General features: G+C 57.0%; 12 protein-coding genes and 2 pseudogenes. 7 read left to right on the top strand and 7 right to left on the bottom strand.

All coding sequences use genetic code 11. From position 1 onward, the window contains the following. The 4 genes from GHK62_RS25270 to GHK62_RS25255 all read right to left on the bottom strand — a co-directional run. Nucleotides 1–259 (bottom strand): XRE family transcriptional regulator (locus GHK62_RS25270; protein WP_234887043.1); only part of this gene is annotated, 259 nt, incomplete at its 3' end. A gap of 341 nt (nt 260–600) precedes the next feature. After that, nucleotides 601–2,244 (bottom strand): MFS transporter, encoded by a 1,644-nt coding sequence (locus GHK62_RS25265; RefSeq protein WP_153436573.1) that lies wholly within the window; start codon nt 2,242–2,244, stop codon nt 601–603. A 14-nt stretch (nt 2,245–2,258) separates the two neighbouring features. Continuing rightward, nucleotides 2,259–2,855, bottom strand: coding sequence for a UPF0262 family protein (locus GHK62_RS25260; RefSeq protein ID WP_153436571.1), 597 nt, complete (start codon nt 2,853–2,855; stop codon nt 2,259–2,261). A gap of 156 nt (nt 2,856–3,011) precedes the next feature. After that, a complete protein-coding gene (locus GHK62_RS25255) occupies nt 3,012–4,097 on the bottom strand; it encodes an ABC transporter substrate-binding protein (protein ID WP_153441777.1) in 1,086 nt (361 codons plus the stop codon). Nucleotides 4,098–4,295: 198 nt separating this feature from the next. On the opposite strand from GHK62_RS25255, the gene GHK62_RS25250 reads away from it, so the two are divergent. From GHK62_RS25250 to GHK62_RS25240, 3 genes are all read left to right on the top strand, one after another. Continuing rightward, nucleotides 4,296–4,703 carry a M81 family metallopeptidase gene (locus GHK62_RS25250; protein WP_153441776.1) on the top strand — a complete coding sequence of 136 codons (408 nt, stop codon included), beginning with the start codon at nt 4,296–4,298 and terminating at the stop codon, nt 4,701–4,703. After that, nucleotides 4,681–5,823 carry an MlrC C-terminal domain-containing protein gene (locus GHK62_RS25245; protein ID WP_153441775.1) on the top strand — a complete coding sequence of 381 codons (1,143 nt, stop codon included), beginning with the start codon at nt 4,681–4,683 and terminating at the stop codon, nt 5,821–5,823. The genes GHK62_RS25250 and GHK62_RS25245 overlap by 23 nt, the downstream gene beginning before the upstream one ends. A gap of 212 nt (nt 5,824–6,035) precedes the next feature. Further along, entirely contained in the window at nt 6,036–6,713 is a 678-nt protein-coding gene (locus GHK62_RS25240; RefSeq protein WP_153441774.1) for a sugar phosphate isomerase/epimerase family protein, read from the top strand. 172 nt (nt 6,714–6,885) lie between these two features. Here the strand turns inward: GHK62_RS25240 and GHK62_RS25235 are convergent. From GHK62_RS25235 to GHK62_RS25225, 3 genes and pseudogenes are all read right to left on the bottom strand, one after another. Continuing rightward, nucleotides 6,886–7,948: pseudogene (locus tag GHK62_RS25235) on the bottom strand (IS630 family transposase). Nucleotides 7,949–8,158: 210 nt separating this feature from the next. Beyond that, nucleotides 8,159–8,929 (bottom strand): shikimate dehydrogenase family protein, encoded by a 771-nt coding sequence (locus tag GHK62_RS25230; protein ID WP_234887045.1) that lies wholly within the window; start codon nt 8,927–8,929, stop codon nt 8,159–8,161. Between the two features lie 32 nt (nt 8,930–8,961). Continuing rightward, entirely contained in the window at nt 8,962–10,935 is a 1,974-nt protein-coding gene (locus GHK62_RS25225; RefSeq protein WP_153441772.1) for an FG-GAP repeat domain-containing protein, read from the bottom strand. A gap of 82 nt (nt 10,936–11,017) precedes the next feature. On the opposite strand from GHK62_RS25225, the gene GHK62_RS25220 reads away from it, so the two are divergent. From GHK62_RS25220 to GHK62_RS25205, 4 genes and pseudogenes are all read left to right on the top strand, one after another. After that, nucleotides 11,018–11,950 carry a dihydrodipicolinate synthase family protein gene (locus GHK62_RS25220; protein WP_153441771.1) on the top strand — a complete coding sequence of 311 codons (933 nt, stop codon included), beginning with the start codon at nt 11,018–11,020 and terminating at the stop codon, nt 11,948–11,950. Nucleotides 11,951–11,992: 42 nt separating this feature from the next. Beyond that, nucleotides 11,993–12,886 carry a ribokinase gene (locus tag GHK62_RS25215; RefSeq protein ID WP_153441770.1) on the top strand — a complete coding sequence of 298 codons (894 nt, stop codon included), beginning with the start codon at nt 11,993–11,995 and terminating at the stop codon, nt 12,884–12,886. Between the two features lie 28 nt (nt 12,887–12,914). Continuing rightward, nucleotides 12,915–13,608, top strand: a pseudogene (locus tag GHK62_RS25210) (IS66 family transposase); the annotation flags it as partial. 412 nt (nt 13,609–14,020) lie between these two features. Next, the coding region (locus GHK62_RS25205) for a nucleoside hydrolase (protein WP_153441769.1) at nt 14,021–14,830 on the top strand (810 nt) is incomplete at its 3' end.

Raw genomic sequence — 14,830 nt, 5'->3', positions numbered from 1 at the left:
GAAGCTTCACGGTCAACTCAAGTTTCCCCCCAACCGCTTCGACATAACTGCGGAGCGTTGAGAGATACATATCCGTCTGCTTCTCGATTTTGGAGACAGAGGGTTGTTTTATATTGAGAGCAGAGGCTATGTCTGCCTGCGCCTTGCCAGTAATCTGACGTAGTTCGCGCAGTCCTTCGACTTGCTGTTTCAGATCTTGATCGCCGGCCTGGGAGCGCTTGCGCTCGGCCCGGGGCAAGGAGGTGTTAACTGCGTTCATGCTCCATGCCGTAGATCGGCCCCTTCTTATCAACTGCGGCAGTGACAGCCACCTGTCCCAATGGCACGTGCGGGTATAGCTTCTAAGCTATATGGGGTCAAGATTGCAATAAGCGTATCCGGCGATTACTCGGCCGATAGGGCAGGTTGGCCCCCGAGTGTGGCTCCTGAATTTCAAGCGGTGACCGCCGCCGCGACAGCCGCGACGACGGTCACCATGCCTTGGGAGGCAAGGCGGGAAATAAAGGGCCTGGGCGGGCGCCTCGGGGCGGAAAACCTGGGGCATTCTCTCCTTGCGGGGGTTTTGGGTCATCGATTGCTACACTCATCTTCCAATCGCCTCTAGGGACGCGAAATGCGGGCAATTGGTTGGCTGCGGCTGCGAGCCGGGCCGGTTCCCCGCTCGATCGACAGCACTGGGTCAGGCGGAAGGTCCCCATCGTGAAGAGCGGCGAGACGCACGCCGACTTCCTTGTCGCCGGCGGTCAGCCGATGGTTGAGTCGCAGATAGTCCATCCACGTTGGCGTCCAGTAAGTCTCGGTCCAAAGCGATGGGGTGTGCAGGCTTCGCTGCAGCGACCAGTTCCGCGCACCGGCCCGGCTCTGAACGCGTCGCCGTTCGCGCATGCAGTCCAGAAAGGCGTCGAGGTTGTGCTCGGGAATCCGGTAGTCGGCCTTGACGATAATTGGCCCGCTTCTTGGCTTCAGGTCGAGCGCGAGCGACGGTGCGACGAACTCGGAGGAGGATTGTTCGGATTCTTCCCAAAGCTCGATCGGCAGCACGAAAGCCGCGGCCGCAACGAGCAACAGGACTGTGGCGGCACCTTCCAACGCCACGGCCAGCGAGTAGTTCTGGGCAATCGTGCCCCAGATCCAGCTGCCGGCAGCCATACCGCCATATGACAAGGCGTAGTATATGGAAAGGGTGCGGCCAACGACCCACCGCGGGCTCGACAACTGTATCGCGACGTCAATGCTGGTCCAGGTGAGCAGCCAGCCTGCACCGCCAATTGCGAGCGCAACGGCCGCTAGAGGCAAAGACGACGTGAGAGCCAGTGTCAGGCAGCAGGCGGCGCCGGCGGTAGAGGCGGCGGCGAGCAATTGATCGCGAGACATTGTCCGCCTTAGATAGCTACTACCAAGACCAGCCGAAAACGCGCCAATGCCGAAGGCGGCTAACAGGATGCCGTACACAATAGGCCCGCTCGCTAAGCGACCCCGCACGATGAGTGGCAGCAGCGCCAGAATGGATATACTCGCCAGGCCGAACAAGGTACCGCGGAAAATAGCCGCTCGGATCTCCGATGATATCGCCGTGAAGCGCAAGCCGTCATGGATGGCCGTGGTGATGCGCTCACGCGGCAACGGCGAAGCCCGAACCTGCCATCTTGAACGGGCAATAGCAGTTAGCGGCACCAGGTCGCTCAGCGCAGCCATGACGAAGGCGGCAAGCGGTCCGAGGAAAGCGAGAATAAGGCCGCCGAGCGCCGGACCAATGCTGCGAATGATATTGTATCCGACCGACATCAGCGTCACCGCTGCCGGGATGTCGCGCTTCTCAAGAATATCGCCGACCGAGGCGTGCCAGGCGGGGTCGTTGAGTGCAAAGCCGCAGCCCGCCAGAAAGCCCAGGCCCAGGATTAGCCATGGATTGACAAAGCCGAGCGACACGGAGATTGCCAGCGTCGCAGATGCGAGCGCAATCAGGCAGTGGCCGGCAAGCATCACGCCGCGACGGCTGAAACTGTCGGCGATCGCCCCTGCCAGGATCGAAAGAAAGAACGCCGGCAGTGTCGACGAAGCCTGCACCAGTGCGACCATCAGATCGGAGGCCGAGATCGTGGCCATCAGCCAACTTATCGCCGTCGTCTGCACCAGCCATCCCAGACTTGAAATTTGAGTAGCTGTCCAGATCGCGCGAAATGCGCGATTCTGCAGGGGAGCTAGTGTCGACGGGGCACCCGATTTTGGACTTTCGCGCTGCATAACTGTGACTACCTTCACGTCGCGTCTGTTTCCGACGCGGAAATGCTCTCGCATTCGGCTGCCCGCAGGCGACGGTAGTCCTCGGAGGTTGGCCCCCTTCGATCCAGCAAAGCGTAAACGAGCGTGAATAGCCGACGCGCAGTATCCGCGTCGATGTAAACGGTTCCCGCCAGTTCATCTTTTAGAAATCGAGCAGCCTCCTCGTGGATACCGCGTCGAGTAACATCGATCGCTTCAAGTAATCCAGGACCAGAATACCGGATCACGTCGAAGTAGTTTGCGCAGACTCGGGTATAGTCTTTTGCCAGACGTCGAATGGTGGTTAACGACACAAGCTGGCTCAGAACATCATCGCCATTTTTCGTTTGAATTGTGAGCGCAAGGCGTCCCCCTGCAAGCCCCATCTCGGCTCGGTAAGGACCTCCCTGATGTGCCGCTGGAATAAAGACGTTATTCTCGAGCAATCCACGAATGGCCAGCGTCCTTTCGCGCTCCACTCGCGTGTCATTGCATCCGAATCCCGGACTAAGAACGATATCGTAAAGTCGGAACACGTCCGTTTCCGCCGTTGAGGCTTCCTCCCGTAAAACTGTAAAAGCGAATGTCGCCATGTGAGAATATGATCTCTTCTAAGTAGTGCTGAGAGGCGCTTCCCCGCGGCGAGCAGATCATCTTCAGCAATGCCGGTTGCGAATAATGCTGCTAATGACAATGTCATTGGGCCTGTGAACTACTGCGCGTTGGGACGCAAAAGGGCTCGCTAGCGCCTACTTGCTGACGTAAGCTTGCCAAGCGTTGCCTATTTCCACCTGTTGGTCGGCCATTCGTTCGAAGAGTGCAGCCGGAATTGTAGTGAGCACGGCTTGCGCCTGCGGAGCTGCACTGATGAAGGGCTTCAAGGTGTCCGGGAGAAAGGCCAACGACTCGGGGTTGGGCGCGCTGTAACCAAGTTCTTCAGTGAACTCTGCCTGCCGTTTGGGATCCAAGGAATATTTCGCAAGGGCCTCAATTATGTCGCCGTTCTTTGCTCCTTTTAGGCGAACAAAGTAGCCAAAAACTGGATGCCGCCACTGTACTGAATCTTCCCACTCGGGATTGGCGAGCGCCGCCTGTAAAATGCGACCGTCTCGGGACAAGCAGTAGTCAACACTATCGTCGATCATTAGCTGCGCCATTTGACTACCGTTTGCCCAGTAGTCGGTAACCTGATCTTTGATGCGGTCGACGATCTTAAGGCATCTGTCGACGTCAATCCGCTTGCTCAATTCATCGATAGTAACGCCGTCGCTCAGTAGCGCCAGCGTACAAATGTATTGCGCTTCTCCCGCAAGGGAACTCATTGCGCGAGCGCCTTTGATAGTAGGATCGAAGAAATCGCTGACTGCTCTGAGAGGGACCACTCCGTCGGCATCGCGATACGACACTGTGGCTACCGAACCCATCATGGGAATTCCGTAATCGTTAAGCGAGGTTTTGGGCAGAGACTTCAGGCTGGGGATATCGGAAGCATCCATTGTCTGAACAACGCCTTCCGCTATCAAGCGGGGCATGTATGAGGAATCTACCGCGGCCAGGCCGTCCCAACCAGCGCTTCCAGCTTTGGACTGCGCGGAGGCCGCACTTATAGCTTGATCGATATTGGCCTCGACGAGGCGAATCTTAGCGCCAGTCTCAGCTTCAAATGAGGCAATATATGCCTTCTCAAGTGCACTGGAAAATTTGCCGCCAGGATTCCAAAGAACGGCTTCCCTACCTTTAAAGTCCGCAGAGCTGGCTTCCGAAAACGATGTAGTACAAACGGTTGCGGTGCCGATCATGTAGGCGACTAACCTTAAAACGGTAACTCCTGACATGACATCTCCAATGAACTAATCCGCGCCAGGGCCGGCATATCTGTGGAATAGGGTTCCAATCTAGAATCCAATTTTGATATGGTCAAGCGCGGCGTCCTCGGCTTGACAAATTTTAATATGCAATTCTAATATGGAAACCAATTCCAACCCGGATATGCCAGCTTAGCCAGACACGGGCAACCTATCGGAAGACAGAGCATGCGCATCCTAATCGCGCAACGTTCACAAGAGACACATTCCTTCAACCCACTAAAAACCTGCGCTGACGACTTTGTCGTCGAACGCGGCCAGGAAGTGTTGGCTGCAAACAGGCAGCGTGGCACCGCTCTCGGAGGCATCATCAGAGCAGCAGAAGAGCGTGGCATTGAACTGATGCCCTCGATTGCAGCTCGCGCCCGGCCGGGGGGGCCGGTTGAATCTCAAATCTACGATCAGTTCAAGAGAACCCTACTTGAAGATATCAAACGGCTGCAACCCGACGCCATCTGCCTCGACTTGCACGGTTCTGTTGCAACCGAACTAATCGAGGACTGCGAAGGCGATCTTCTCTCCGCTATCCGCTATCCGCGATCGCTTTGGTCATTTGCCGCTTGGGGCCGCACTTGATTTGGACGGGCAATTAACGACCAGCATGGTAAGGTCAGCAGATATTCTCGGATACAAAACCAATCCGCACTCAGATATGGCGGAGACTGGTGGGAAAGTGCTGCGCACCTTGGTTGACCTGCCACTTTCTAAAAAGCGAATAACCCGAGCTTTTCTGAAATTGCCCTTCCTGCTGCAGGGCCGCTTAAGTACGAACGAGCGTCCTTACGATGCGATCTACGAACGAGCCGAGGCGTTAGTTCGAGCGAAGCCTGACTTGAACGATATCACGCTCTTCAACGGCCACCAATATCTGGACATCACTGAAAGCGGTCAATCGGTCCTTGTGACCTATTGCGGGCCAGACAAGAGTGTGGCTGAGAAAGCCTGCCGCGAAATTGGCGAGATGCTACTAGCGGCGCGTAACGAATTCGTCCAAGACTTTCCGAATCCGGAGGCGGTTTTTCAGGAGATACTCTCGGGCACGCTCGGTAGACCCGCGATATTGGGAGACTTCGGTGACCGAGTATTGGCTGGAGCACCGGGAGCCTCGACAGAGATAATCTCTCTCGCACTCAATCGGTTTCCAAACCTTAGGGGTGCTTGCGTCATTTTAGACCCCCCGGCGGTCGAGCGGTGCCAGAGAGCCGGGGAAGGATCCTCGCTTAACCTGACATTCGGTGGCCGGCACACTCCTAACATGGAGCCTGTCACGGCACGCGCAACTGTCCGGCAGCTTCTATCCGGCGACTTCCAGAATCGAGGCCCCTATATGAAGGGTGTACCCGCTTTACTCGGTCCCACGGCACATGTGTCTGTGGGCAAGTTGGAAATATTGATCACCTCGATTTCTCCCATGGTTCAGGATCCAGCCGCATATGAGTCTTTCGGAATTTCGCTCGCGGAACTTGACTTTGCAGTTGCTAAGTCCGGCAGCCACTTCCGACTAAACTTCATCGCGGTGGGCAGTCCAACAATTGTAAGAACAGATGGATTGACGAGTTGGGATTTCAGGCGTTTTGACTACCGACGGGCAAAATTCGTGTTGCCGAGGGAGGAATGGCCCGAAAAATTTGCCAAAAACAACACAGCCGCTGATTTTCTCGTGAAGCACGTTTTCGTGTTGGGCCGAACGGTTTGATGAAAAACGAGAGATGAGAGCTCCAATGAACGTAGTCTTCAATCACGCCACATTCCGCGAACGAGCCGACATGTTGAACTTTCTGAGACTTTGCCGCGAGCGAGGTGTCGATACTGTTTCCGTGTGGGCAGACGAGATCGAAAAATCGGGAGAAGCAGTTGCTTTGGCAGCTTTGCGCGACCACGGCATAAAGGTTTCGGGCTACAATCGCATTGGACCATTTTCGCCAGGCCGGCTTGCGCGCGCGGAAAGAAGAACTCGAAAGAGCCGCCCGTTTTGGAGCTGACCACGTCTTTCTTTTCACCGGAGGGCTTGGTGACGGAGAGCGGGGACTTGTTGCTGCAAGGCGGCGCGCTGAGGACCACATTGGCCGGTTGCTGGAACTCGCAAGACGGGTTGGTGTGAAGCTCGCGCTCGAGCCATTGCACCCAATGCTCGCCGGCGACCGCACCGTTATAACAAGCCTGACATCCGCCAACGATTTATGCGATGCTCTAGGGCATGGGATCGGTGTCGTCGTGGATGTTTATCACGTTTGGTGGGACGAACGGCTTGAAGCTGAAATCATGCGGGCGGGCCGCTCTGGGCGGCTTCTTGGTTTCCACGTCAATGACTGGCTGCTTCCAACCCGACATCTCTTGACGGACCGAGGTATGATGGGCGATGGCATCATTGATCTCAAAGGTATTGAAGTGATGATGCGAAGGGCTGGATTTGTCGGGGGACTGGAGGTGGAAATCTTCTCGACAAACTGGTGGGCGCGCGATCCAGGTGAGGTCATGGAAATAGCAATCTCTCGCTGTCGTGAAATCTTTGGCGGTCCCTCGCACGCAAGCTACTTAAGCAGAGTTTTGGATTCGGCGATGACCCTCCGCATCACCGCCGCATAGGGTCGGCCGGCCTAGTCTCTTTTCATAAAGAGGGAGAAGTAGTTGAGTTTGTTAGGCCAGTTGCAACCTATCCCCGCCGCACTGACGCGGCGGGCTGATGTGAAATAGCGGTCACATCCGTGCACGCAGTACGCCTGCAGATCCAGCCTGCTAGTCTTTAATACCAACGGCATTAGCATTTGACCTGCGCCCATTTGCGCGACGTGATTGAGGCGACGACGCTCTTGTCGTTTGCGAAGAAGTTCCAGGCTTGGCAGCACTTGTCGACGATGTCGTCGTAGCCATCGAAGACGGTGATGGCGAGCTTGTTCTTGCGCAGATATTCCCAGATGTTCTCGACCGGATTGAGTTCGGGTGCGTAGGGTGGCAGGTGCAGAAGCGTGAGGTTGTCAGGGACGATGAGGTCCGCTGCGCAGTGCCAGCCGGCCCCGTCGAGCACGAGGACCGCATGCGCCCCGGCGGCGACCTGGCGGCCGATCTCCGCCAGATGCAGCGACAGGGCGTCGGTGTTGGCCCCTTGGCAGGACGAGGGCGGCGGAGGCGGCGCGCGCCGGGCAGACGGCGCCGAAGATGTAGGCCCATTTGTAGCGCCGGTCGCGCGGGCCGCGTGGACGGGTTCCGCGTCGGGCCCAGACTCGGGTCAACGTCCCCTGTTGGCCGACCCGCGCCTCGTCCTGGAACCAGATCTCGACCGGCTTGCCGCGGGCGTGTTCGGGCAGAACCGCCGCTACCGTGTCGGAGAAGTTTTTTTGAATGCCTCCTGGGCCGCTTCGTCGGCCTTCGGGTGACGGGGACGCGGTGTCAGCCGCACGAAGCCGAGTGCGGCCAGTTGCGCGCCCACCGTGCGCTCCTGCATGACAACCCCGAACATCTCCTCGATCCGGCGCTTCAGGTCTTTGCGCCGCCAGCGCACCACGCCATCGCGCTCGGGATCGGGGCCCTGTTCCACCAACGCCGCCAACGCGGCCTTCTGCGCCGGCGTCAGCCACGGCTGGCGCCCCGGTGACGTCCGGTTGGAAAGGCCGCTCAGCCCTTCCGCATTGTAGCGATGCACCCAGTCGCACAGCGTCTGGCGATCCATGCCACAGGTCTCCGCCGCCGTCTGACGGTCGACGCCCTCCAAAACCAGGGCAATCGCCAGCATCCGACGCGCTGCCCGGGCATCCCGCGTCTTCGCCGCCAGCCCGAACTTGCGCCGCCGTCAGGTCAATCCGTGTGATTGCAATCCCTGCCATCCAAGCCTCCTTCAGCTCGCGACAGCAGTGAGTCAGACTCGTCGCCTTTTGGGAATCCCCTACGAGTCAGCCGCAAATGCCGTTGGTATAAGACGGCAATCTTCTTTCCGCCCCATTTGCTCGCCGCGCTCAGCCAATGTAAAGCCGATTGAAAGGTAAACACCCGCTACCGTCGGCTGCGGGTGCTTGGTGCCGACTGAGCTAGAAAGCTCAATCCCAAATTTCACACATGTGGTCGGCGATGAGGCCGACTTGGCCTCTAATCATGTGGATGCCTGAGTGCACTTCGACACGCCGTGCCCCCGCTGCTGATAATAAGCGGGTAGTTTCTGGCTGCGCGATCACTTCTGCCACGGTCATGCCGGGTCGCAAGAGATCAGGATCCAAAGGCAAAGCATCGTCGTCATTCAGTCCAAGGGATGTGGCGTTAATAACAAGTTCGTTAGGCTCTGGTTGAGGGGACCCAACTCTTGCAATTGTCCGTCCGAAATCAGCATTAACGGCGTCGACGATGAGTTGCGCCTTTGCGGTGGTACGGTTGGAAATGGTGATGCTTTTCGCACCCGCTTCTGCTAGTGCGAAGGCGATGGCGACGGCAGCTCCTCCGGCACCTATGATCAACGCATCACGATGCAAGATTTCGATATTGTTGGCCTGCAGCCCGCGCACAAATCCTTTTCCATCGAACTGGTAACCACGAAAACTACCATCCCGTTCGCGCCGGACCACGTTAACGGCCCCCACTCTTTCAACGAGCGGATCGAGACTATCACACAGCTGAAGCGCAGTTTGCTTATGGGGCAACGTAATGCCGAATCCGACGAGATTAGGCATCCTCTTTAGACCGGCCCAGATGGTCTCCAACTCCTGTGCTGGGACTTGGAGAGGTACGCACGCTATGTCGGCACCACGGGCACTGAATATTTCGTTGATCGTGGCAGGCGTTTTCGCCTGCGCTATTGGATCGCCGATAATTGCCATCAAGCGCGTGGAACCCTTGATTTCCAGGCATCTTACCATGAGAGGTCCTCGCGCTTTAGCCAGACGAGGCTTCCATCCTCTACGCCGACGACGAGATCGAGTGCGCCCCGGCCCCCCCAGTCGACCGCTTCCGGTGACGCTACATGCATGGCCATCGCTATCGTCTCGTCGCGGAAGCGGAACGGGACGGGCAATGCAAAACGCGGCTCTTCTCGAGTGCCGACATTGCGCGAATAGAACAGGCCCGCTTGTTTTGTTGTGTTCCTCGGCGCTCCGGTTCTCGGATCGGGTGGAACGCAGGCGCGGGCATGGGTTCCAAAAATGAGATCGGTGCGTCCTGTCCCCTCCCAGTCACAGAAGCAAAGTTTCACACGGCCCCGGCCTCCGCCAACATCCACAGTAAAACGCATCGGATCGCCGGTTTCCCAGCAAATGTGGCGCTTATCAGCCAGTTCTGTGTCGGTAAACTTTTTCCAGTCGCTAAGGACGCCGTCCTCGTCCAAGGCGAGATAATGAAGCTGTCCGTCCTTGAGCCAATCAACAACTGCCGGGCGCACTCGCCATACGGTCTTCAGAGTCCTGCCCTGGTATGTGAGAAACTCTTCCCTGCCGAAACTCGGCGGCGAGCATTTGTCGCCGGTATTGCGGAACAGCCTATGACGGCCGGTGACGTCGCTCACGAGAAGGTCCATTCTTCCTGAGCCGGTCCAATCCGCGATTGTCGGGCACGAGTAGCCGAACATCTTTTCGGATGGTCCTTGAATTGAGCCTGTTAGTTCGGCCGCGATTCTTATCGGCTTCCCATCGGCTTCAAGCATAACCTCCTTATCGAGGTAAATCGTTCCGTCCTGCTCTCGGCTGCCGTAGAACAGCAATTCGCCGCTGCTATTGCCTATGACTAGGTCGTAATGGCCATCCCCGCTGAAATCGTAGGCGGCTGGGCTCGGCAGGACACCTGCATGTATTAGCGGATTTGTCGTTTCCACCCTTCCGCGCTTCTCGAAACGCGGAACCCCGTTTTCGTCATTACCGCAATTCTTTAAAAACGAAATGTAGCCGTCTTCAGCACCAACGAGAATGTCCTCCCGGCCGTCCCCGTCCCAATCCACAACGCAGGGCAGGTGGATGCACTGGTCGAGTTCGAGGACTGCATCCTTGGCGTTGCGTACAAGGTTGGTCGGTTCGAAGTGTCCGTCTTCGCGCTGTCGAGCGATATGCAGGATGTTCCAAAATTCGCCGGCGACGAGGCATTGGCGCACTCCGCCGAAGCTGCCGAACGCTGGGGCAAGTTGGCCATAAACTTCTAGGGGCGTTTCGCCAGCCAGGAGCGGATAGCCCCGCTCGAGCCTAGGCTCGGATAATGTGCCTTTGTTCTTAAATGCGTACAGATACCCGCGGAGCGGCCCCCCCAGCCAACGGCCAGCATCGTCGTAGCCGCGATAGCCTTTGTCGTTCCATTCCAATCCGTTTGGCCAATAGTCATCCCAATAATCGCTTCCGACTATAAGCTCCGGGACACCGTCTCCGTCGATGTCGTGGAAGCGGGCCATATGAAAGTACTCGTTGGTCTTTACCCAATCAGCCTCCAGGTCCAGACGCACCGGCTCTCCGAACTCGGGCGCTCCCTTCTCGCCGATGTTTGGAAAAAGAAAAATTTGCTTCCGCATGCGAGAGGCTGACACGAGATGAAAAATCTCACCGTCTCTCACAGCAGTCACGTATCCTCGGACGCCTTCGACAAGTTCTTCTTCACCCAACATCGGCGTGCCGTCCTCGTTCGTTCCTATTTCGCGTCTGAGAAACACACGACCATCGTAACATGCGTCCCAAGCGGAAATGAGCAGGTCGCGAGTTCCTGTTCCACTCCAGTCAACTACGTCTACGCAAGTGATAATCCGACCGGCGGCCGCTGCCTTTTTGACGTCAGGATGATACCGCAGTGTTTCTGAGCCGTAGGTTGGCCCTCGCCAGACGATCGCATCGTCCTCCCACCTTTTTACGCTCACGCTCTTTTCTCCTTGTTAATTCGGTAATTGGAATTATATTCTAAAACGAAATGCGATTTCAAATCTAGTGGAAAGAATCGATATGACGAAAAATGCTCACGGAATTGTGCCGGTCATGCTGACGCCATTCACCCCCGACAATCGCATTGATTGGGAAGGGTTGGAGAGGCTGGTCGAATGGTACGTTGAAAACGGCGCGGACGCGCTTTTCGCCGTCTGCCAATCAAGTGAAATGCAGAAGCTATCGTTGGAGGAGCGAACTTCTCTATCAAAGAAGGTGGTGTCGCTGGCGAGGGGGCGTGTACCAGTTATTGCATCGGGTCATATCAGTGAAAGCGCGGAGGATCAGCGCGCCGAACTGATGGCGATGGCTGACACCGGCATCGATGCGCTGGTGCTTGTGACGAACAGGGTTGACCCTCGTCAAAGCGGAACGGAGGGCTTCCGATTCGGACTGCAGAATGTTCTCAATTGGGTGCCGAAGGATTTGGCCCTTGGGCTTTACGAGTGTCCGGCGCCTTACCGGCGGTTGATTACGGATGAGGAATTCATTTTATGCCGGGATACCGGCCGCTTTGTCACTCTTAAGGACGTATCCTGCGACTTGGACACGGTTAAGCGACGTGTGGCACTCTCCGGCGATTCAGGCTTCGCGGTGGTGAACGCAAATGCTGCTATTGCTGCAGCTGCGATGCGCGCGGGCTCCAAAGGCTTCGCCGGCGTTTTCACCAACTTCCACCCTGACCTTTATGCATGGCTCTACCACCATGCGGGCGAAGAAAGCAACTTGCGCCTCGAACTTGAAGTATTCCTGGCGCTCGCCGCCATGGCTGAGCCCATGGGTTATCCCCGATTGGCGAAGGTATTTCACACTCGGCTCGGAACCTTTTCCCACCATCACTCACGAGTCACCGATTACGACATTGCCGAACGCCACTGGGCTGTGATGAGCCTGCTGGATCATATTCAGGCAGGAGAACAGCGCTTCAGGCAGAGAATAGCGGATCACATCTGAAGTCCAGCTCCCTTTATTTCACAACACAGAAGCGAGGCACTCATGATCATAACGTTCGGCTCAATCAACGCCGATTTGATTTTCACCATGAAGAACATTCCACAGCCGGGACAAACGCTCCTGGCACGGAAATTTCGCACGGAGGCAGGTGGTAAGGGCGCCAATCAGGCGATCGCGGCGTCCCGCGACGGAGCCAAGGTGATTATGGCGGGAGCTGTCGGTCAGGATGCACTTGCAGAAGTAGCTATGCAAAATCTGGTAGACCTAGTGGACGTCGCACGTGTAACGCATGTTGCGGATGCTACAGGCTGCGCGTCGATTCTCATCGATGCAGAAGGCCGCAACATGATCGCAGTGGCTCCGGGCGCCAACCTCAGGGCAAGCTCTGAGGCAGTGGACGACAAACTGATGAGCGAAGCCAGCCTTCTGCTTCTCCAGATGGAGAATGACCCCTCAGAGATAGCACGTCTTATTCATCGGGCAAAGCGAGGCGGCGTCAGAGCGGTTCTTAACCTTGCACCTGCCTTGCCACTACCACACGACGCACTGTCTAGCTGCAGCTTAGTCGTTGTGAACGAGGACGAAGCCGAAGCACTGGGGAACTGGCTGCGGTGCGAACCGACAGTAGAAGACTTGTCCAGGCGCTTGCAAACAGGCGTCGTTAGAACCCTTGGGGGTAATGGAGCTGAAGCCTTTGCCGATGGCGAAAAAATCTCGGTTGCCGCCATAAAGGTCGACGTCAAAGACACAACCGCAGCCGGGGACTGCTTTGTCGGCGTTCTGGCATCAGCGCTCGATAGGGGCTTGTCGCTCGAGGCAGGCATGCACCGAGCTGTAGCAGCTGCGGGAATTTCTTGCTCTCGTCAGGGCAGTCAATCGAGCATACCTCTTGCTGCCGAAACGGATCAATGGTTATCGCGGGCCGCCATTAAGTAGATTACGGTGACCGTCGTGGAACTGGTGCGCCGGTGCTCCTGTCAGCCGAGGCGCTCTGGGCCACTGGGTGATCGGTTCGAGCGAAAATCATCTCTCCCGCATCTATGACGCGCTGAAGCTGCGGCTCAGATCGCTGCCCCTTCCATGGTGACGAGACCACGGTCCAGGTCCTGAAGGAAAAGGATCGATAAGCCACCAGCACCTCGTACATGTGGGCATACCGGAGCGGCGAGGACAGTGACGAGCCGATCGTGCTGCTCGATTATCAGCGGGCCGCGGCCAGATACACCCGCAGGCCTTCCTCGGCGATTACCGCGGCATAGTGTCCCCGTCCCCCATGCTCTCAAGGCATGGCTCGACGACATCGCTCCAAAGTCTTGCCAGCAGCAAGCTCGGCGACGCCGTCTCCTGTACCCTGAAACAATGGGGATATCTGACTCGTTAAACCGAGAACGGCAGCATGCCGATCGACAAATAATCTTCGCGAGCGTGCCATCAGAATCTTTGCCACTGGCCGGAAAAGTTGGCTGTTCAGCGATACCGTCGACGGAGCGAGGGCCAGCGCCGGCATCTACAGCCTGATATTGACCTGCCGCGCCTGTGGCGTCGAGCTGTTAGCGTGGCTGCGCCATGTCCTCACCGAATTGCCTCAACGCAGGACGCGGATATCGGATATCGACGATCTGCTGCCCTTCAACTTCGCCAAAGCCGCCGCAGCCTGACCCGACGCGTCCGTCTGATCGATCGGTTGCTGCAGGGGCCGTCAACCTGCAGGGAAAATAGCGCTTACGTTAATCCAGCAATTATTGAGCTTGACATCAAAATGATCTGCTGTTCTAAATTGGAAATGCATTCTAGAAAAGAATTGGTCGCCAGAAGCGACAGCGAACCGAATTGAATGACTTGCCTGAGGCCCTGTTCAAAAAGATGGCGGACCAACAGGCTGTCGTGCGGGATCCTGTGGTGTACGGGTTCCCAGACACATGTCGTTGCGGACGGCTAGGGGATGGTGATCCTCAATCTGGATGAAAAGGTCAAACTCAGCGCAAAGGCTGACGATATCTGCTCGTTCACGGTCGGCGACGGGAAAGCCGTCGGCCCGCTGCCAGCATCTCGGTTAAGGGGGAAACTTTAATGACTCAAATTGGATATGCCGACCGGATCAGAATGCTCGAACCGCCAAAAGGCCGCGTAAGATGCGTTCTGGACACCGATACATACAACGAGATCGATGACCAGTTCGCGGTCGTACAAATGCTGTTATCGGCCGATCGACTCGACCTTCAGGCGATCTATGCCGCTCCGTTTCATAATGCCCGCTCGGAAAACCCGGGTCATGGCATGGAACTGAGCTATGACGAGATCCTGCGTCTGCTCACGCGGATGGACGTCGAGCCGGAAGGGCTTGTGTTCCAGGGAGTGAGAAGCTACGTCGGACCCGAAAAGGTGGGGAGAGACGCTCCCGCAGTCGAAGATCTGATTGGCCGCGCTCGCGCAAGTTCCACGGCCGATCCGCTCTACGTCGTGGCAATCGCGGCGATCAGCAACGTGGCATCAGCCATCCTGAAGGCGCCCGACATCATCGATAGGATTGTTGTTGTTTGGCTTGGCGGGGATGCGCTTGAATGGCCGGACACCAGGGAATTTAATCTTTGCCAGGACGTCGGCGGGGCGCAGGTGTTGTTTGACAGCGGGGTTCCGGTGGTACTTCTGCCATGCCTCGGAGTTGTCTCGCATCTCCTGAGTTCGGTTCCGGAGATCGAGCGGCATGTCGAACCACACGGAGAAATCGGAAAATTCCTCGCGCAGCGATACAAGGAACACTCGGACGATCACGTCGGTTGGTCGAAGGAAATCTGGGATATGGCGCCGGTAGCCTGGTTGCTCAATCCCGACTGGTGCGAAAGCGTAATCACTTCTACGCCGGTGCTCACAGATCAGGTG

Source organism: Sinorhizobium terangae, assembly GCF_009601505.1.
Lineage (GTDB): Bacteria > Pseudomonadota > Alphaproteobacteria > Rhizobiales > Rhizobiaceae > Sinorhizobium > Sinorhizobium terangae.
The sequence above is the reverse complement of the archived record's forward strand: the minus strand, read 5'-3'. Positions and strand labels throughout refer to the sequence as shown.